The following is a 17,668-nucleotide window of genomic DNA, read 5'->3' as shown; positions in this document are numbered from 1 at the left end:
TTTAAAGGACGTTCGGACTGCTTGACATGGTATCGGATGTGACACGCCGTCTTGACGCTGGCCTCTGGCCCGGAATATTGTTACTCTGTGTAATCGAGGGGGTTTCACCGACCGGCCCGTTCCGGCAGGCCGGCCCAGACGAAACTAGTCGGAGGGAAGAACCAGCGTGCCTAGCGAATACGCGAAGACACTGGGTGGCAAGCTACGTGCCATCCGCCAGCAGCAAGGACTGTCGCTGCATGGCGTGGAAGAGAAGTCCAAGGGTCGCTGGAAGGCGGTCGTCGTCGGCTCGTACGAGCGCGGCGATCGGGCCGTCACGGTCCAGAAGCTCGCGGAGCTCGCCGATTTCTACGGCGTGCCGATCCGTGAACTGCTGCCTGGTTCCGCCAGCGCGGCCGCTGCGGCTGCCGCTCCGCCCCGGTTGATCCTCGACCTGGAGGCTCTGCAACACCTCGACGCGAGCGAGGCCGGTCCGCTGACGCGGTACGCGGCCACGATCCAGGCTCAGCGCGGGGACTACAACGGCAAGGTGCTGTCGATCCGTCAGGACGACATGCGCACGCTCGCGGTGATCTACGACGAGTCGCCGACGACTCTGACCGAGCGCTTCATCTCCTGGGGAGTACTGAACCCGGAGGCGAAGGGCGACGTCGAGGAGTCCGAGGTAGCCGGCGCCTGAAGCGAGGCGTGAGAGACGGTCGGGGCTCGTAGCAGCTGGCCCGCGGCCGCCCGCCCGTTCCCTTCCGGGGCCGGGCTTGACCAGAACAAGCAGGAACGTAGTACCGAAGACGCAGTACTGAAAGCTGCGGGACCAGTGGCGGGCGCCACCAGACCCGCCGCGCCAGGCCGGGGCCGTTCCCCCCGCGCCACACCATGGGGACGACAAGCCGGCCCGGGACCGTACCGAGACGGTCACCGGGCCCGATTCCCCGGAGGGCTCGCCCCCCTCGTTCCTCAGACGCCGAGGGTGGGCTTCAACTGCAGCAGTCTGGCCAGTAGGCCGTTCACGAACGCCGGCGACTCGTCCGTCGACAGGTCGCGCGCCATCGCGACCGCTTCGCTCACCGCGACCACATCCGGCACCTGGTCGTCGAACAGCAGCTCGTAGGTCCCGATCCGCAGGATGTTGCGGTCGACCGCGGGCATCCGGTCCAGGGACCAGCCCACCGAGTGCGTCTGCAGCAGGTCGTCGATCACGTCGATGTGCTTCGCGACACCCTCGACCAGTGCCACGGTGAACTCGTTCACCGGCGGGTCGTTGTCCGCCACCCGGTCGGCCAGGGTGCCGCCGACCGGCAGTCCCCTGACCTCGGACTCGAACAGCACGTCGAGTGCGCGTTTACGGGCCTTGCTACGGGCAGACATGTTCTGTTGTCAGCTCTCTCGAACGTCAGGAAGTGACGCGGCCGAGGTAGTCCCCGGTGCGGGTGTCGACCTTGACCTTCTCGCCGGTGGTCAGGAACAGCGGGACCTGGATGTCGTAGCCGGTCTCCAGCTTGGCCGGCTTGGTGCCACCGCTGGAGCGGTCGCCCTGCAGACCCGGCTCGGTGTACTCGACCGTGAGCTCGACCGAGGCCGGGAGCTCGACGTACAGCGGCAGGTCCTCGTGAACGGCCACGATCGCGTCCTGGTTCTCCAGCAGGAAGTGGGAAGCGTCGCCGACCACCTCGGGCTGGATCTGCAGCTGGTCGTAGGTGGACTTGTCCATGAAGACGTACGCCGAGCCGTCGTTGTACAGGTAGGTCATGTCGCGCTTGTCGACCGTGGCCACCTCGACCTTGACGTCGGCGTTGAAGGTCTTGTCGACCACCTTGCCGGACAGCACGTTCTTCAGCTTCGTCCGGACCACGGCGCCGCCCTTACCCGGCTTGTGGTGCTGGAACCAGACCACGGACCACAGCTGCCCGTCCAGGTCGAGCACCATGCCGTTCTTGAGGTCGTTCGTCGTTGCCACGCGGGTATGCCCTTCGAAATCGATCAGCGGTAACACCGGATTGTAGCGGTCACACCCGCATCCTCCGATTCCGCGGCGGCGGACGGCCCCCGACGGCCCGTAGGCTGGACCATCGGGACACCGGGACAGGAGGTCAGCCGTGGAGTTCGCGATCTTCGTCGTGATCATGATCATCGTCAGCCTGGTCGCCAAGGCCAAGCAGCAGAGCAAGGGAAGCGGTACGCCGAACGCGCGCGTCCAGGCGGTGATCAACCGGATCCAGACCGAGGTGCAGAAGAACGGCGGTGCGCCTCTCGAGCTCGGGCCGAAGTACGCCCAGTACACACAGCCCGCCCAGCCAGCACAGCCGCCGCAGTACCAGTCGGCCCAGTACCAGCCGTACCAACCGGGTCCGTACCAGCAGTCGCAGTACCAAGCGGCCCGGCATGAGACGCCGCCGCGGCAGGACACGGATGCCCGGGTGCGGGAGCTGATGATGGCGGGCCACGAGGTGAGCGCGGTCCGGCTGCTCTCCGACGAGCAGGACATGGGCCTGCTGGAAGCGCAGGAGTACGCCCGCGCCCTGATCGCTCCGACCGCCGCCAAGCCAACGGGAACCGCGAGCAAACCGGCACAGGACAAGCCGGTGCCGGAGACTCCTGAGCCTGAGGCCGACGAGGACACGCGGTACGTCGGCTCGGCCGCGTTCGCCGAGTCGATCTTCGACCTGGACCGCGACGAGGAGACCTGGGCCAGCGGCTGGGTCGACAAGCCCGAGGCCGACGACCGTTCGGACATCGACGAGCTCTGGGAGACGGTCCGGAACGCGGCGCGCCCCGGGACTACCCCGGCCAGTTGACGGTGACGCTGCTGTGCCGCCGGTCGATGTGGAACCCGGCGGGCGGTTCAGTACCGGCCGCGTCGACCCGGTAGCGCGGCCCGGGACCGTGCCGAAGCCGCCGGTTCCAGATCCGCACCTGGTCGATCAGCCGGTCGATCAGGTCGTCCGCGTCCGGGCCGTGGCCGTTCACCCCGAGTTCCATGTGCGACTCCGGCCGCCGCTTGGCCGGACACGACGTCAGATACGCCACGCTGTCGCCGGTTGCCACCGCCGCCGCTCCCCAGTGCGGCGACGGCGTGACCACGCCTTCCTCCTGGAGCGATCGCTGCGCGGACAGAACGCAGTACCCGGGCAGTGTGCTGGCCAGCCAGAGCTGGAGGTCCGACAGCTGTTCCTCGCGGTTGACCACGACGCCTGACCAGACCTGTTCGCGCGGCTGGTCCAGGACCCCGTCGAACGGGTGCTCCTCCGGCACCTGGTCCTCGTCGAAGCTCACACTCGCCGCGTCACCCCGGATCGAGATCAGCCGCTCGTAGTTCGCCCCCGCTCCCTGCATGGAGACGAAACCGCAGGGCGTCGTCGACCGGCTCTCCAGATGCTCGTCCACCCGGTCGAACGCGATCGACCGCGTCTGCCCCCGCAGCCGCAGCGGTACGACGATCCGGCCGCCGGCGCCGAGCTGATCGCTCCAGGCCGGCGCGATGTCCCACGCCGTCACGGTCACCACGATCCGGTCGTACGGCGCGTCCTCCGGCACGCCGAACTCCCCGTCGGCCTCGACCACACGGACATCGCCGTACCCGGCATCGTCGAGCACGACCCGGGCCCGGTCGGTGACCTCGGGGTCGATGTCGACCGTCGTCACTGCGCCCTTCGGTCCGGCCAGTTCGCGCAGCAGCGCGGCGTTGTAGCCGCCGGAACCGATCTCCAGCACGCGATCGCCGGGACGGACCTCGGCCTGCTCCAGCATCAGCGCGACGATGCTCGGCTGCGACACCGAGCTGATCACCACCCCGGCCGCGTTGCGCTTCATCAGTACGACGTCGTCGGCGTAGGCGATGTCGAGGCTGCTCCCGGGGACGAACAGATGCCGCGGCACGCTGGCGAAGGCCGCCGCCACCCGCTCGTCCCGAATGATGCCTTCGGCAACCAGATGCCGGGTCAGTGCCGCACGCAGCGCATCGGCCTGGGCCGCGTCGCTGCGGTGATCTGTCATGCATCCAGCGTAGTCGCGCGCCGACCCGAGCGGGCTAGATCAGGCCCTCACGCAGGGCGTAGGCGACGGCGTGCGAGCGGTTCTTCAGTTGCAGGCGGCTGGTGACGTCGTGCAGGACGTTCTTCACCGTGCGCTCGGAGTAGGACAGCTCCCGGGCGATCTCCTGGGTGTCCTTGCCGTCGGCCACCAGGCGCAGTACCTGCGTCTCGCGGTCCGACAGCCCGGTGTGCGACAGCCCGCGTGGTGCGAGCACGTGCCGCTGCATCCGCGACACCTGACCGAGCAACCGGCCGAGCAGATCGGGTGGCAGGCTGCCGTCACCCGCGGCGGCGGACTGCACCAGGTGCACGATGCGGTCGGCCGTCGCTTCGGTCCGCCGCAGTACGCCGGACACCCCCAACTCGACCGCAGTCATCAGCGCGTCGTCGTCGATCACGCTGCCGATCAGCACAGTCCGGCGGCACCCCCGCTGAGTGGCCGACCGGAGCACCTGGACCGCGGCCGCGTCCAGCGAGTCGACGGCGATCAAGGCAACCGCTGGCGGGGCGGTGCGGTCGGTCGACTGGCTCTGCAGCGCGGCCAGGTCGGTCTCGTTGATCATCGCGATCTCCGGCCGCTGCCTGAGCGCGTGCACGAGCCCGAACTGCGACAGCGGGTCCAGCGCTTTCACCCAGACCGGAATACGTTGTTGCGTCGTCATTCTTGTCACTCCCCCAGAGCGTTGATGAACCGAACGGACCGAATCCGAAGTCACGCGAAGCCCCCACATCGTCGATTCCGATCGTGACCCCTGGCCTTCAGCCAGCCTTAAGAACTGGTGACGGCCACAACACGACCCGATCCCTAGCGTGAGGCATCCACATTTCACCGGCATCTCAGCCTGATCTCTTGGCCGCATCGCCGCCCCCGGCCGCCCCACGCTCCCTAGATGCCCGAAAGGGCACTTTGGTTCGAATCAGGCGGTCAGTGAGGTGATCGCGCGCAGGGCGAGGCGGTACGAATCGGCGCCGAATCCGGCGATGGTGCCGGTGGCCACGCCCGCGACGACGCTGGTGTGGCGGAACTCCTCGCGGGTGGCGGGGTTCGTCAGGTGGATCTCGATCAGGGGGGCCGTGCGCTGGGAGCAGGCGTCGCGCAGGGCGTAGGAGTAGTGGGTGAAGGCCGCCGGGTTCAGCACCACCGGGATCTTGCCGTCGGCCGCCTCGTGCAGCCAGTGGACCAACTCGGCCTCGTCGTCGGTCTGCCGCACCTCGACGTCCAGCCCGAGCTCGGCGCCGGTCTTCTCGCAGTCGGCCACCAGGTCGGCGAACGTCGTCGCGCCGTACACATCGGGCTCGCGCGACCCGAGCCGCCCGAGGTTCGGCCCGTTCAGTACCAGCACCCGCCGCCCACTCACATCAGTCACGGCACCACCCTAGTGGTCAGCCTCCCGAAGGCCGCGTCGGCTTCCGCGACCGCCGCCGGGTAGCGATCCGCCGCAGAGCTGCCGGCATCGATGGCCGACCAGTTGCGCCGGGCCAGCACCCGCTGGACCGCCACGACCTGGGCGGCAGTCAGCTCAGCCGTCGCGTCTCCCCCGAGCGCCTCCGCCAGCGCCCGCTCGTCCTCGTCCATGAACTCGTGCATCCGCGTCGACAGCGCCGGCGTCGTGAACACGAGCCGGTGATACGCGAGCACCTGAGGTACGTCGTTCAGCCCGGTGACCGGATCGCGGAGATCCAGCCCGGCCAGGAAGTGCCGATGCAACGCCTCGATCGGCGATCCCGCAGCGGCCGCCACAACACGAGCGGCCTCGTGCTGGTGATCGGCGATCCGGTGCAGCACCAGGTCCTGCTTGGTCGCGAAGTACTTGAAGAGCGTCGGTTTGGAGACATCGACCGCTGCCGCGATGTCCGCGACCGAGACCTCGTCGAAGCCGTGCCTGAGGAACAGCGCGATCGCCGCCTGCGACAAAGCGTCGTACGTCTGCTGCTTCTTCCGCTCCCTGAGTCCGGTCACAGGCTCATGTTAACCTGGGCAAAAGATTGACCGGGTTAAGCTTTTCAAGGAGGGTGATGCGGGACCTCGACGACGAGCGCGCGTACGCCGGCCGTTGCCGGGAGGCCTTGCGGCGGATGGTGGCCGGCGCCCGGGAGAACGTGGTGATCGGCGAGGACACCTGGGGCGACCGATACACGGCCGAGCGCCTCGGCTTCTACCTCAGGACGCTCGCCCGGGATCTCGGCGAGGAGGGTGACAACCCGCCCTTCTTCGGCCTGATCCGGTACGGCGCCGAGGGCGGCGAGCATTCGGGCCAGACGTACTACCTCGGTCGCCGCCACATCTCCGACGCGATCGGCCGCCCGCCGATGGTGATCGACTGGCGGGCCCCGGTGTCGACCGCCTTCTACCAGGCCTCCGGCACCGACCCACGCGGGATCGAGACGCGCCGGCGCTTCGGCTGGTCCGCGAGCGCCCTGACCAGCTTCGAGGACGAGCACCTCGCCGCCGGTGACGCGTCGGGTGGTAGCGATCTGGTCCGGCGGGAGATCGAGCGAGCGCGGGTCGGGCCGATGCGGGACATCGTCGCGACCATCCAGCCCGAGCAGGACGAGGTGGTCCGGACCGACCTGGAGGTCTCCGTCTGCGTCCAAGGTGCACCCGGGACCGGGAAGACCGCGGTCGGTCTGCACAGAGCGGCATACCTGCTCTATGCGCACTGGAGTCGGCTGCAGCGCAGTGGTGTGCTGGTGCTCGGCCCGAACCGCGCCTTCCTGCACTACATCTCGGCCGTGCTGCCGACGCTCGGTGAGGTCGACGTCGAGCAGACCACGATCGAGGACGTGCTGAGCATCCGGACCTCGAGCACCGACGAGCCCGTCGCAGCCGCGGTGAAGCACGACGCGCGGATGGCCGTCGTACTGCGGAACGCCGTCTACGCGCGGATCGGGCGGCCGGAGGACGCGGTGGTCGTGCCGGACGGGTCTTACAAGTGGCGAGTGAATCGGCACGACTTCGAGGAGATCGTGGCCGACGCTCGCGCGGACGCCACGACGTACCTGACCGGGCGCGAGCGGGTGATCGCGCGGATCGTCGCCTCGCTGCAGCGCCAGGCCGAGGCGCGCGGCCAGAACTGCAACGGCGTCTGGTTGCGGCGGATGGCACGCGCCGCCAACCCCGCGGTCGAAACCGTCTGGCCGAACGCCAAGGCGGACGAGATCCTCGCCGAACTCCTCAGCGACCGCGACCTCCTCGCGGAGGCAGCGCTGGACATCCTCAGCCCGGACGAGCAAGCCACCATCGCCTGGCCTCGCCCGCGGAGGGCGAAGAGCGCGCGATGGACGCCGGCCGATGCGGTCCTGCTCGACGAGGTCAGTGCGTTGCTGCAGCGCGGGCCGACGTACGGCCATGTGATTGTCGACGAGGCGCAGGACCTCTCCCCCATGCAGTGCCGCGCGATCGCCCGCCGCAGCGAACACGGCTCCATCACCGTGCTCGGCGACCTGGCTCAAGGTACGACGCCCTGGGCCGCGCGGACGTGGATCGATCAGCTGAGCCACCTCGGCAAGCCCGAGGCGGAGGTGATCGCGCTGACCACCGGCTACCGCGTCCCGGCGGCCGTCGTCGAGCTTGCGAACCGCCTGCTCGTGTCGCTGCTCGTCGACGCACCGGAGACGGTGTCGTTCCGGACCGACGGGCAGCTCACCATCACGCGGGCCGACGATCTCCGCTCGGCCACGGTCGACGCCGTACGGGCCGCGCTCAAGGAGGAGGGGTCGATCGGGGTGATCGCCGCGGACGCGGAGCTCGACTCGCTGGCGGATGCGCTCCGGCTGGATGGCATCGAGACGACCCCGCCGGACGGTGACGGCCGGGTGGCGATGGTTCCGGCGAGCCTGGCCAAGGGACTCGAGTACGACCACGTCATCGCGGTCGAGCCGGCCGCCATCATCGAGGCCGAGCCGCGCGGCCTGAACCGGCTCTACGTCATCCTGACCAGAGCGGTGTCGAGATTGGACGTGCTGCACTGCCGCGACCTTCCGTCGCAGCTGGAGGGAACCGAGGCCTGACAGCCGGACTCTCCCGGGTATGAGCACACCGACCCTGGGGGTGGCGATGGGCAGCAGTCCGGGACAGACGGCCACGCTCGGGACCTGTGGGAACGCCTGCGCGACGCCGACGAACCGGCGCTCGCCGAGCTGTTCCACCGGCACAGCGACGCGGTCTACAACTTCGCGTTCCGCCGTACGGCGTCCTGGTCCGCGGCCGAGGATGTCGTCCAGGCGACCTTCACCGCGGTCTGGCGGCGAGCCCGCGCGGGCCGCATCGACCCCTTGACCCTCGACTCGGCGCGTCCGCTGCTCCTGGTGATGGCCGGGCACGAATGCAGCAACGTACTGCGCTCGTCGCGACGGCAGACCGCGCTGCGCGGCCGGATCGAGCTGCTCGAGCACGACAGTACGCCGGACCACTCGGCCGTCACGGCCGCCAAGGTCGACGACGAACGCGCGATGAGCGACATCCGCCGCCTGCTCGACAAACTGCCCGCGAAAGCCGGCAACCTCGAACTCCGCTAGCTGTACTGACCAGGCACGTTGGCCCGATGACAGGTTGTGTCACCGCTGACGGGCAAACAAACACGCCAGCCGTCACACAACCCGCCATCCATGCACCGCGATCTCGGCGCCTAGCTCCAGGGGGCGCCCGGCCCGCCCATGCGGCGGGCATACGGGGAGCCCTGGGCGAGTTCGCCGCGGTGGACCGGCTTGTCGGTGAAGGACGAGGCGTAGATGGCGGCCGCGAGCTCGAGGGTGTTGCGGGCCTCGGTCAGGGTGACGGGCGTCGGGGCGCCGGAGGTCAGGGCGTCCAGGACAGCGGCGTACTGGGCGGCGTGGCCGCTCGGTACGTCGACGGCATCCGCGGACCAGGCGGTGGCGACCGCGTCCTGGCCTGGCGCCGGGGTCACCGTCCAGTTCTCGTCCTTGTAGCCGTAGAGGTGCTCGAGCTCGACCGTTGCATTCTCGTAGTCGAAGCGCAGTTGTGAGGTCTGCCGCGCCGACACCAACGAGTTGACGACCGACGCGACAGCGCCGTTCTCGAAGGTCACCAATGCCATCGAGACGTCCTCGGTCTGCGTCGGCCGTGCCTGCCGGGCCGCCAGCGCCGTCACCTTCTGCCAGGGCCCGAGGATCGACAGCAGCAGATCGAACTGGTGGATCCCGTGCCCCATCGTCGGGCCGCCGCCCTCGACGTCGAACGTCCCGCGCCACGGTACGGCGAAGTACGCGTCGTCCCGGTACCACACGGTGTTGCACAAGGCAACCAATGGACGACCGAGGACACCCTCGTCCGCCAGCCGCCGCAGCCGCACCGCGCCGGACCCGAACCGGTGCTGGAAGACACAGGCGACCTGGGCGGACGACTTGGCCTCCGCGTCGATCAGTTCGTCGAGCTCGTCCAGCGACAGCGTCGGCGGCTTCTCCATGAAGACGTCGACGCCCGCCGCCAGGCACTCCACGGCCAACGGGACGTGCGAGTTCGGCGGCGTACACAGGTGGATGAGGTCGACTCCACCGGCGGCGAGCAGCTCGGTCAGGCTCGGATACGCCGCGGGGATGTTCCAGGTGGACGCGAACTCCTTGGCTCGACCGAGATCGACGTCGACGGCCGCGACCAGCTCGGCGCGGTCCGGGTGGGAGGTGACGGCCCGTGCGTGGGAGCGGGCGATCCCGCCGGTCCCGACGATCGCGATCCGGTGCTTGCGGTCAGACATAGAGTGCCCTTCAGGAAGCTGGAAAGCCTTTTCCAAAATCCTCGGCCGGAATGCACCGATGTACAACCCCAGCCCGCGAGTTGACCGCTTCCGGCCACTCTCCGTGCTCGGCTGACTTCGGGTGGTCGGCTGACTTCGGGTGCTCAGCTGACTTCGGCGTACGCGGCGATCAGCAGGCTGGGGTCGGGGGCCTCGAAGATCGTCGGCCGGGCGAGCGCGTCCAGGACGACGAAGCGGAGCCGGTCGGCCCGGGTCTTCTTGTCGAGCTTCATCGCGTCCTGCAGGTGCGGCCAGGCGTCGGCGCGGTACGTCACCGGCAACCCGAGCGACTCGAGTACAGCGCGGTGCCGGTCGGCGGTGGCGTCGTCGAGGCGACCGGCCGCTCGGGCCAGCTCCGCGACGAACACCATGCCGATGCTGATCGCGGCGCCGTGCCGCCACTTGTACCGCTCGACGCGCTCGATCGCGTGGCCGAGCGTGTGCCCGTAGTTCAGCGCCTCCCGGCCGATCGCTGCCCCGGCCGTCGTGGTCCGCTCACGCAGATCCGCACCGACCGTGTCCGCCTTCACCTGGATCGACCGCGCGATGAGTTCCTCGGTCGCGTCGTACGACGGGCTTGCGGCGCCGGCCGGGTCCTTCTCCACCAGGTCGAGGATCACCGGGTCCGCGATGAACCCGCACTTCACCACCTCGGCGAGACCACTGACGTAGTCGTTGCGCGGCAGGGTCTCCAGCGCGGCCAGGTCGCACAGCACGCCGGCCGGCTCCCAGAACGCACCGACCAGATTCTTGCCCTCGGCGGTGTTGATGCCGGTCTTGCCGCCCACGGCCGCGTCCACCATGCCGAGCAGGGTGGTGGGGATGTGCACGACCTTCACCCCACGCAGCCAGGTCGCCGCGACGAAGCCGGCCAGGTCGGTCGTCGTACCGCCACCGATGCTGACGATCGCGTCGGAGCGGGTGAATCCGGCTTGCCCGAGCACCGACCAGCAGTAGGCCAGCACCTCCGCGGTCTTGGCGTCCTCGGCGTCCGGGATCTCGATCGCGTGCGCGGTGTACCCGGACCCGGTCAGGTCGTCGCGAATCGCGTCACCACTGGTCCGCAGCGCGCGCGGGTGGATCACGGCCACCCGCTGCACACCCTCGCCCAGCAATCCCGGCAGCTCACCGAGCAGATTGTTGCCGATGACAACGTCGTATGGCGCTGCGGCTTCCACCCGGATCCTGGTCATCCGAGCTGCTCCTGGATCTCGTCGGCGATCTGCTCCGGGGTCTTGTCGTCGGTCAGCACGGTCAGCTTGGCCACCTCGCCGTACAGCGGGCGGCGCGCCTCCATCAGGTTGCGCAACTGGGTGCGGACGTTGCCGAGCAGCAGCGGACGGGCGACTCCGAGGCCGACCCGCTTGGCGGCCTCGCCGACGGTGACGTCCAGGAAGACGACGTTGTGGCCGGCCAGGTCGGCGCGAGTGTCGGCGTCGAGGATCGCGCCGCCACCGAGCGACAGCACCTCGCCGTCGTCCTGCAGCGCGGCGACGATCGCGGCCCGCTCGAGCGCACGGAAGTGCGGCTCGCCCTCGTCGACGAAGATGTCCGAGATCGGCTTGCCCGCGCCGGCCTCGACATCGGTGTCGGTGTCGCGGTGGGTGGCCTGCAGCCGCTCGGCGAGCAGCGCGGCGACGGTCGATTTGCCCGAACCAGGCGGGCCGACGAGAACGACAACCGGACTCACTGCTCTGCCCACTCCCGCGGCGTGATGGTCGACGGCAGGCTCGCCAGGTACGACTTGTGGTTGCGCGAGGACTCGGCGACCGAGTCGCCGCCGAACTTCTCCAGCGCGACCTCGGCCAGGACCAGCGCCACCATCGCCTCCGCCACGATGCCCGCGGCCGGTACGGCGCAGACGTCGGAGCGTTGGTGATGCGCGGCCGCGGCCTCACCGGTGCTGGTGTCGATCGTGCGCAATGCCCGCGGCACGGTCGCGATCGGCTTCATCGCGGCCCGCACCCGCAGCGTCTCGCCGGTGCTCATGCCGCCCTCGGTGCCGCCCGAGCGGCCACTGGTCCGGCGGACTATGCCGTCCTCGGCGACGATCTCGTCGTGCGCCTGCGAACCCGGCGTCCGGGCGAGCTCGAAGCCGTCGCCGAGCTCGACGCCCTTGATCGCCTGGATACCCATCAGCGCACCGGCCAGCTTGGAGTCCAGCCGGCGGTCCCAGTGCACGTAGCTGCCGAGGCCCGGCGGAAGACCGTCCACGACCACCTCGACCACGCCGCCGAGTGTGTCGCCGGCCTTCTGCGCGGCGTCGATCTCGGCCACCATCGCCTTGCTCGCGTCCGCGTCCAGGCACCGCACCGGGTCCGCGTCCAGCTTCGCGACGTCGTCGTACGCCGGGATCACGCCGTACGGCGCCTTGACGGTGCCGAGCTCGACCACGTGGCTGACGATCGTCACGCCGTACGCCTGCCGGAGGAACCGGGCCGCGACCTCGCCGAGCGCGACCCGGGCGGCGGTCTCGCGGGCGCTGGCCCGCTCGAGCACCGGGCGCGCCTCGTCGAAGCCGTACTTCTGCATGCCGGCCAGGTCCGCGTGACCGGGACGCGGGCGGGTCAGCGGCGCGTTCCGGGCCAGGTCCGCCAGCGTCTCCGGGTCGACCGGATCCGGGCTCATCACCTGCTCCCACTTCGGCCACTCGGTGTTGCCGACCTGGATCGCGACCGGGCTGCCCAGGCTCAGACCGTGCCGGAACCCGCCGACGAACGACACCTCGTCCCGCTCGAACTTCATCCGCGCGCCACGGCCGTAGCCCAGCCGACGACGAGCCAAGGCGTCGGCCACGTCATCAGTCGTGACCTGAACACCAGCGGGAAGACCTTCGAGTACGGCGACGAGCGCTTGTCCGTGCGACTCGCCGGCGGTAAGCCAGCGCAGCATGCCGCAATCCTCCCACGCCCATCCCACTCCCCAGACGCCGGTCTCATCCGCTCAGTCGCCGAAGGGATTGAGCACCCGCACACCCGTTCGCTCGACGTCGCGGACGTTGCGCGTGACCAGGGTCCAGTCGTGCACGAGCGCCGTGGCGGCGAGGAGCCCGTCGACCACCGGCAACGGCGAACCGGCGTTCAGCCGTCCCCAGGTCTCGGCGACCTCCAGCGACACCGGGACGATCCGATCGCCGTACCCGTTCACCAAGCGCTGCCGCCAGTCCTCGATCGCGGCCGCCTGCTGCGGATCCCGCGCCGCCAGCCGCTCGATGCCCTGCTTGATCTCACCGACGACCAGGACACTCAGGAACAGCTGACTCGAGCGCACCGACCCGAACCAGGTCGAGGCTGCGGTGTGCGGGGCCGACCGCCGGAACTCCGACACCACGTTCGTGTCCAGCAGGTAGCTCACTCGAGGTCGACCTCGCGCGCCGGTGCCGTCGACCGCTCGATCTCGAGAACACTCAGATCGGGCGCCGAGGCCAGAAAGTCCTTGAAGTCCACGAGTTCCTCCCCACGCATCCGGCGGTAGTCGAGGATGTCCAGCACCACCGCGACCTGCTCGCCGTGCTTGGTCACGAACTGCGGACCGTCCGCCTGGACCGCCCGGATCAACTCACTGAAGTGCTGCTTGGCCTCCTGCAGCTGCCACTGTCCCGCGATCGACATCGTCGCCATCACCTCGGAAACAGTCTAGACAGACTGGACAGAATTCCTCAACTCAGCGACAGGAGTGGGTTTCTTGGGTCAGGCCGTCGCGGACGGAGAGGACGAGGTCGAAGGTTTTGACTATGGGTGAGGTGTGGCAGGACGTGGAGATGGTGGCTGCTTGACCGCCGGCAAGCGCGGCACCGGCCAGGGCGGTGGTGGCGAGCGCCGCCACGGCCAGGCGCCCGGCGGTACGACGGAATGCGGGGGCCATGTTGCGCTCCTCGGCGATCGTTGTGTCCTACCAACGACCGTAGAAGTTGGACGACCGCGGCGAACTGGCCTTGGAACCCGTCTGGGGGTAGCCCTGACACCACCATCGATAGGGTTCTGGCATGACTCGGGCGGCGGAGGAGATGTGGCGGGCGCGGGTCCGCGGATGCTTGCAGGGCGGGGCGATCGGGGACGCGCTCGGTGGTCCGGTCGAGTTCCAGGACAGCGCAACGATCCTGGCCAAGCACCCGGAGGGCGTCCGTTCCTTCGTTGCCGGAGGCGACGCCGGCTGGCCGCCGGGGACGATCACCGACGACACCCAGATGACCCTGTTCACCGTCGAGGGACTGATCCGGGCCAGCGTGCGCACCGACCGCGGCCTCGGCTTCACGGTCGCCGTGCTGCACCATGCGTACGACCGCTGGCTCGACACCCAGACCCTGCGCGGACCGAGCGGTGAGCGCGACGGCTGGCTGCAAGCCGAGCAATGGCTCTACGTACGACGTGCGCCCGGTACGACGTGCCTCAACGCGCTGATGTCGGCCCGCAACGGCCAGCCGAAGATCCGGCAGTTCGGCGACCAGGCCGTCAACGACTCCAAGGGCTGCGGCGGCGTGATGCGCGTCGCGCCGTTCGGTCTGATGCCCGCGATCTACGGCACCCAATGGGTCTTCGACTCCGCCGCGACCGCGGCCGGCTACACCCACGGCCATCCGACCGGCAAGCTCGCATCGGGTGCCCTGGCCGCGATCATCCACGAGGTGTGCAACGGGGCCGACCTCGATGCGGCGCTCGACACCACGATGGCGATACTCGCCCAGCACGATGGCCACGAAGAGACCAGTACGGCGCTCGCCGCGGCGCGACGTACCGCGGCTGCCGGAAGGCACGGACCGGCGACGATCGAGCAGGCGCTGGGCGGCGGATGGATCGCCGAGGAGGCGCTGGCCATTGCCGTCTACGCGGCCCTCGCCTACCCGAGGCCCGAACAGTTCCTCGACGCCCTCGCCCTCGCGGTGACCCACAGCGGCGACAGCGACTCCACCGGCGCGATCTGCGGCAACATCCTGGGTGCCCTCCACGGTGAGACGGCCCTACCCGCAGAGCTCGTCTTCACCGTCGAGGGCCGTTCGGTCATGCTGCAGCTGGCCGACGACTTCGCCCTGGAGTTCATCAGCAACCGCCGCCTGCACGGCGACTACGGACCGGAAACGCCCTGGCGATTCCGCTACCCGGGCTGGTGAATCAACGCGCTCGAACCGACCGGGGGGTGGTGGGGTCGGCAGTTGAATGGCCAGCTTGTGGTGGAACACGTTGCGCGGGTCCCACTTCGCCTTAAGCTGCTGCAGCCGCCGCCGGCGAGACCGCTCGCGGCACCACCGGCGACCGCGGCGGACGCTATCCGACGTACAACCGCTCCAGCGGACCGCCGAGCAGTACGCCGCCCAGAGCGCCCATGAGCATGAACGGCCCGAACGGAACCATCTGCTTGCGCTTCATCCCCCTTGCCACGATCAACACGATCCCGACCAGCGCACCGATGAAGAACCCGCCGTACAACCCACTGACGAACTCTCCCCAGCCGAGCCAGCCGAGCGCCAGTCCGAGCAGCCCGGACAACCGGACGTCGCCGAATCCGACCCCGCTCGGGAAGACGAACCACAGCACGTAGAACACCACGAACCCGATCACGCCCGCGATCGCGGCCCGGCGCAACGCACCCCAGTCCCCCGACCCCGCCGAGGCGCCGACCAGCGCGACGCCGACCACGGCGTACGACGGCCAGATGATCGCCGACGGCAGGAACCGCGTCCTCGCGTCGATGTAGCCAAGGATCGCGCCGGAGATCGCCATCAACAGCCACGCCGGCAACACCGCGGAGGTGCCGAGCATCCACCCGAGCAGCCCAGCGGACACGGCCGCCAATGCACCACACCAGTACGCCGCCCGCGGCCCGGCCAGGTCGGCGTACGGGATTTTGGTATCGCCTTCCTCGAGCAGCGGCTCGGGGATCCGCCGCAGCAACCAGGGACCGAGCACGAACGCGGCAGGTCCGCAGAGGACCACACCGGCCCCTGCGGCGAGCAACGCGTTGTCAGCCGGCACGATCCAGGAGCCTAGACGATATCGGTCGGTCGCCCCGGACGGCCTGTGGACGACCGCCGGACCAGCACCCGCGCGATCACCGCCGTACCGACGCCGATCAGCAGTACGCCGCCGAACAGGACGCCGATCGTGCTCAGCAAACCGTCGTTCCGGGTCACGTACTCGATCCGCTGGAACTCTTCATCGGTCGCCGCCCGGCCGAAGGTGAAGTCGCTGGAGATCTTGCTCGGGTCGCGGTAGGTGACCGTGTACGCCGTCAGGAAGTCGGCCGGCGCCGTCATCGCGTCGTCCTGGACCCGACCGGCGTACAGCAGCTCCGGCCGCACGTCCGCGTCCGGCAGGGTCGTCGCGTCCACGCGATGCGCCGACGCGACGTACACCGTGACCGTCTGCGCGGTCGACGCGCCCTTGCTCAGCCGCATCGGGTAGACGATCCGGTCCGACGCGAACGTCAGCCGCAGCGGCGGCGTCGCACCACTCATCGACTCGCCGTCGGTCCGCGGTGCCAGCTTCACAGCAACGATCTCCCAGTTCTCACTGAGGTACGGCGTCAGGTTCGCCGCCAGCCCAGCCGGTACGACGTACCCGTTCGTGCGCAGCCAGTCGGTCACCGCGGAACCGGTCGAGCCGCCGAGCCGCGCGACCTGGAACGGGCCGAGCACCATCTGCTCGCGCACGTTCACCCCGGAGGCCGGTGCCGCGGCACCGGCCGTGTCGCCGCCCGCCATGATTCCGAGGTTGCGGAACGGCCAGTAGGTCTTGCGGACCACCACTTTCGGCCGGGTCATGTGGTTCAGGCGGTCGAACAGCGCGGTGTCGCCGAGTTCGACCTTCGCCGCGGCGGGCACCGGCATGATCCAGGCCGCCTTCTTCGACGACCCGTTGATCGCCATCGACAACGTGATCTGCTCGGTGCCGGCGTCGTGCCGGACCAATGCGTTCTCGCCGTACGCACGGGCGAGCGACTGGGCGTCGGGCAGGTAGCCGCCGCAGGCGCACGCCCAGGCGGGGGTCACGCCGGCCGCGACGAATCCGGCCGCCAGCATTCCTGCGAGAACTCGCCACAATCTCATGGCGGGAGAGTAGCTAGCCGAGGGTGTAAGCAGTGTGGAAGAAGTTCGCCGGGTCGTATTTCTTCTTGACCGTCCGCAGCCGCGCCAGGCTCGCACCGTAGTACGTACTCACGGAGCGGCCGGTCTCGACGTAGTTCACATAACCGCCGGACGGCTGCTTGGCCGCCTGCCCACCAAGCGGGTCGATGATCGCCGACGCCGGCGTCTTGGCCCGCGCGGCTGCCTTCACCGCACCGAGCAACGCGGTGATCGTCGCCGCATCCATCGGCCCTTTGAGTACGTCGGACCCGGCGAGGAACCCCGATCGCGGGCTCGTAGTCCCGCCACCGAGGTACCTGACCGCCTCCAGGTGCGTCTTGACGGTGATCGATCGGACCGTTGCCTTCGACCCCACGAACGACTCGAGCTGTGCCGCGGCGGCCGACGCGGTGCCGGTGGTGGAGATCCCGAGCACGTGGATCGACAGCGTTCCGTTGCTCCGGGCATCGATGTGCAGATTGCCCCAGGAGGTGACCGGCGCGGTCTGGGCGAACCTCTGCCAGCCGCGGACGACAGCCGCCGCCGTCGACTCCGGCCAGGTCAGCCGGAAGAATCCGATCTTGGCAGCCGGGATCGTGGCCATCCGGAACGACGTGACCACCCCGAGGTTCCCGCCGCCGCTCCCCCGCAGCGCCCAGAACAGGTCCGGATCGACGGCCGCACTGACGTTGTGCGCGGGTTGAAGACTGGTGCGAGGCGGCGTACCCGGACGACGCAGGAAGGTACACGCGGCCCGCCAGTGAATGGGCGAGGCTGTTCCAGTTCGGGGCGCCGGCACTGGCGTCCTTGGTGTCGGTGCAGCTTGT

The 17,668-nt window shown here is 69.3% G+C and carries 21 protein-coding genes and 1 pseudogene; 5 read left to right on the top strand and 17 right to left on the bottom strand.

Annotated features, from left to right (window positions below; all coding sequences use genetic code 11):
- The first annotated feature begins 166 nt into the window (after positions 1-166).
- Positions 167-679: a transcriptional regulator gene (locus tag ACIBG5_RS21330; RefSeq protein ID WP_131353620.1), complete on the top strand. Its 513-nt coding sequence runs from the start codon at positions 167-169 to the stop codon at positions 677-679.
- A gap of 275 nt (positions 680-954) precedes the next feature.
- Here the strand turns inward: ACIBG5_RS21330 and nusB are convergent, their stop codons facing one another.
- Both nusB and efp read right to left on the bottom strand, forming a co-directional pair.
- The gene (gene nusB / locus ACIBG5_RS21325) at positions 955-1,365 is read right to left on the bottom strand and encodes a transcription antitermination factor NusB (RefSeq protein ID WP_131514879.1); all 411 of its coding nucleotides are present in this window, start codon (positions 1,363-1,365) and stop codon (positions 955-957) included.
- A gap of 25 nt (positions 1,366-1,390) precedes the next feature.
- The gene (gene efp, locus ACIBG5_RS21320; protein ID WP_360443825.1) at positions 1,391-1,954 is read right to left on the bottom strand and encodes an elongation factor P; all 564 of its coding nucleotides are present in this window, start codon (positions 1,952-1,954) and stop codon (positions 1,391-1,393) included.
- A 139-nt stretch (positions 1,955-2,093) separates the two neighbouring features.
- Here efp and ACIBG5_RS21315 point away from each other — a divergent pair, with 139 nt between their 5' ends.
- Positions 2,094-2,792 carry a hypothetical protein gene (locus ACIBG5_RS21315; protein WP_396393215.1) on the top strand — a complete coding sequence of 233 codons (699 nt, stop codon included), beginning with the start codon at positions 2,094-2,096 and terminating at the stop codon, positions 2,790-2,792.
- On the opposite strand, the gene fxlM is transcribed toward ACIBG5_RS21315, so the two are convergent.
- The 4 genes from fxlM to ACIBG5_RS21295 all read right to left on the bottom strand — a co-directional run bounded on the left by fxlM (position 2,776) and on the right by ACIBG5_RS21295 (position 5,988).
- Positions 2,776-3,990 carry a methyltransferase, FxLD system gene (fxlM, locus tag ACIBG5_RS21310; protein ID WP_396393214.1) on the bottom strand — a complete coding sequence of 405 codons (1,215 nt, stop codon included), beginning with the start codon at positions 3,988-3,990 and terminating at the stop codon, positions 2,776-2,778. The genes ACIBG5_RS21315 and fxlM overlap by 17 nt on opposite strands.
- A gap of 34 nt (positions 3,991-4,024) precedes the next feature.
- Positions 4,025-4,690 carry a LuxR C-terminal-related transcriptional regulator gene (locus ACIBG5_RS21305; protein WP_396393213.1) on the bottom strand — a complete coding sequence of 222 codons (666 nt, stop codon included), beginning with the start codon at positions 4,688-4,690 and terminating at the stop codon, positions 4,025-4,027.
- 255 nt (positions 4,691-4,945) lie between these two features.
- A complete protein-coding gene (gene aroQ / locus ACIBG5_RS21300) occupies positions 4,946-5,386 on the bottom strand; it encodes a type II 3-dehydroquinate dehydratase (RefSeq protein ID WP_165553916.1) in 441 nt (146 codons plus the stop codon).
- Between the two features lie 5 nt (positions 5,387-5,391).
- Complete coding sequence (locus tag ACIBG5_RS21295) at positions 5,392-5,988, bottom strand: TetR/AcrR family transcriptional regulator (protein ID WP_396393212.1); 597 nt, start codon at positions 5,986-5,988, stop codon at positions 5,392-5,394.
- Between the two features lie 56 nt (positions 5,989-6,044).
- Here ACIBG5_RS21295 and ACIBG5_RS21290 point away from each other — a divergent pair, with 56 nt between their 5' ends.
- Positions 6,045-8,039, top strand: a complete 1,995-nt coding sequence (locus tag ACIBG5_RS21290; protein ID WP_396393211.1) for a HelD family protein — start codon at positions 6,045-6,047, stop codon at positions 8,037-8,039.
- 84 nt (positions 8,040-8,123) lie between these two features.
- Entirely contained in the window at positions 8,124-8,546 is a 423-nt protein-coding gene (locus ACIBG5_RS21285) for an RNA polymerase sigma factor (RefSeq protein ID WP_396393628.1), read from the top strand.
- Positions 8,547-8,656: 110 nt separating this feature from the next.
- On the opposite strand, the gene ACIBG5_RS21280 is transcribed toward ACIBG5_RS21285, so the two are convergent.
- From ACIBG5_RS21280 to ACIBG5_RS21250, 7 genes are all read right to left on the bottom strand, one after another.
- Positions 8,657-9,742 (bottom strand): Gfo/Idh/MocA family protein, encoded by a 1,086-nt coding sequence (locus ACIBG5_RS21280; protein ID WP_396393210.1) that lies wholly within the window; start codon positions 9,740-9,742, stop codon positions 8,657-8,659.
- Between the two features lie 143 nt (positions 9,743-9,885).
- Positions 9,886-10,974, bottom strand: coding sequence for a 3-dehydroquinate synthase (gene aroB, locus ACIBG5_RS21275; protein ID WP_396393209.1), 1,089 nt, complete (start codon positions 10,972-10,974; stop codon positions 9,886-9,888).
- On the bottom strand, positions 10,971-11,471 hold the full coding sequence (locus ACIBG5_RS21270; RefSeq protein WP_396393208.1) for a shikimate kinase: 501 nt from the start codon (positions 11,469-11,471) through the stop codon (positions 10,971-10,973). The genes aroB and ACIBG5_RS21270 overlap by 4 nt, the downstream gene beginning before the upstream one ends.
- Positions 11,468-12,673, bottom strand: coding sequence for a chorismate synthase (gene aroC / locus ACIBG5_RS21265; protein WP_396393207.1), 1,206 nt, complete (start codon positions 12,671-12,673; stop codon positions 11,468-11,470). Before aroC ends, ACIBG5_RS21270 begins: the two co-directional genes overlap by 4 nt.
- Before the next feature lie 51 nt (positions 12,674-12,724).
- A complete protein-coding gene (locus tag ACIBG5_RS21260) occupies positions 12,725-13,135 on the bottom strand; it encodes a type II toxin-antitoxin system VapC family toxin (protein WP_396393206.1) in 411 nt (136 codons plus the stop codon).
- Positions 13,132-13,392 carry a type II toxin-antitoxin system Phd/YefM family antitoxin gene (locus ACIBG5_RS21255; RefSeq protein ID WP_360443861.1) on the bottom strand — a complete coding sequence of 87 codons (261 nt, stop codon included), beginning with the start codon at positions 13,390-13,392 and terminating at the stop codon, positions 13,132-13,134. Before ACIBG5_RS21255 ends, ACIBG5_RS21260 begins: the two co-directional genes overlap by 4 nt.
- Positions 13,393-13,444: 52 nt before the next feature.
- Positions 13,445-13,645 carry a hypothetical protein gene (locus ACIBG5_RS21250; protein ID WP_396393205.1) on the bottom strand — a complete coding sequence of 67 codons (201 nt, stop codon included), beginning with the start codon at positions 13,643-13,645 and terminating at the stop codon, positions 13,445-13,447.
- A gap of 121 nt (positions 13,646-13,766) precedes the next feature.
- On the opposite strand from ACIBG5_RS21250, the gene ACIBG5_RS21245 reads away from it, so the two are divergent.
- On the top strand, positions 13,767-14,888 hold the full coding sequence (locus ACIBG5_RS21245) for an ADP-ribosylglycohydrolase family protein (protein WP_396393204.1): 1,122 nt from the start codon (positions 13,767-13,769) through the stop codon (positions 14,886-14,888).
- A 48-nt stretch (positions 14,889-14,936) separates the two neighbouring features.
- Here the strand turns inward: ACIBG5_RS21245 and ACIBG5_RS21240 are convergent.
- The 4 genes and pseudogenes from ACIBG5_RS21240 to ACIBG5_RS21225 all read right to left on the bottom strand — a co-directional run.
- Positions 14,937-14,993 (bottom strand): annotated as a pseudogene (locus ACIBG5_RS21240) (BBE domain-containing protein); the annotation flags it as partial.
- A gap of 49 nt (positions 14,994-15,042) precedes the next feature.
- Positions 15,043-15,750: a prepilin peptidase gene (locus tag ACIBG5_RS21235; RefSeq protein ID WP_396393203.1), complete on the bottom strand. Its 708-nt coding sequence runs from the start codon at positions 15,748-15,750 to the stop codon at positions 15,043-15,045.
- 11 nt (positions 15,751-15,761) lie between these two features.
- Positions 15,762-16,823: a DUF2330 domain-containing protein gene (locus ACIBG5_RS21230; protein WP_396393202.1), complete on the bottom strand. Its 1,062-nt coding sequence runs from the start codon at positions 16,821-16,823 to the stop codon at positions 15,762-15,764.
- Positions 16,824-16,836: 13 nt separating this feature from the next.
- Complete coding sequence (locus ACIBG5_RS21225; RefSeq protein WP_396393201.1) at positions 16,837-17,640, bottom strand: BBE domain-containing protein; 804 nt, start codon at positions 17,638-17,640, stop codon at positions 16,837-16,839.
- Positions 17,641-17,668 lie beyond the last annotated feature (28 nt).

Source organism: Kribbella sp. NPDC050241 (assembly GCF_044459685.1).
Lineage (GTDB): Bacteria > Actinomycetota > Actinomycetes > Propionibacteriales > Kribbellaceae > Kribbella.
Note: the sequence above shows the minus strand (reverse complement) of the source record. Positions and strands in the feature narration are given on the sequence as shown.

Excerpts from the sequence above, each read along its gene's own strand:
- nusB (WP_131514879.1), bottom strand. The coding sequence starts at position 1,365 with ATGTCTGCCCGTAGCAAGGCCCGTAAACGCGCACTCGACGTGCTGTTC.
- ACIBG5_RS21280 (WP_396393210.1), bottom strand. The coding sequence starts at position 9,742 with ATGTCTGACCGCAAGCACCGGATCGCGATCGTCGGGACCGGCGGGATC.
- aroB (WP_396393209.1), bottom strand. The coding sequence starts at position 10,974 with ATGACCAGGATCCGGGTGGAAGCCGCAGCGCCATACGACGTTGTCATC.
- ACIBG5_RS21250 (WP_396393205.1), bottom strand. The coding sequence starts at position 13,645 with ATGGCCCCCGCATTCCGTCGTACCGCCGGGCGCCTGGCCGTGGCGGCG.
- ACIBG5_RS21245 (WP_396393204.1), top strand. The coding sequence starts at position 13,767 with ATGACTCGGGCGGCGGAGGAGATGTGGCGGGCGCGGGTCCGCGGATGC.
- aroC (WP_396393207.1), bottom strand. The coding sequence starts at position 12,673 with ATGCTGCGCTGGCTTACCGCCGGCGAGTCGCACGGACAAGCGCTCGTC.
- ACIBG5_RS21255 (WP_360443861.1), bottom strand. The coding sequence starts at position 13,392 with ATGTCGATCGCGGGACAGTGGCAGCTGCAGGAGGCCAAGCAGCACTTC.
- ACIBG5_RS21230 (WP_396393202.1), bottom strand. The coding sequence starts at position 16,823 with ATGAGATTGTGGCGAGTTCTCGCAGGAATGCTGGCGGCCGGATTCGTC.
- ACIBG5_RS21290 (WP_396393211.1), top strand. The coding sequence starts at position 6,045 with ATGCGGGACCTCGACGACGAGCGCGCGTACGCCGGCCGTTGCCGGGAG.
- fxlM (WP_396393214.1), bottom strand. The coding sequence starts at position 3,990 with ATGACAGATCACCGCAGCGACGCGGCCCAGGCCGATGCGCTGCGTGCG.
- ACIBG5_RS21305 (WP_396393213.1), bottom strand. The coding sequence starts at position 4,690 with ATGACGACGCAACAACGTATTCCGGTCTGGGTGAAAGCGCTGGACCCG.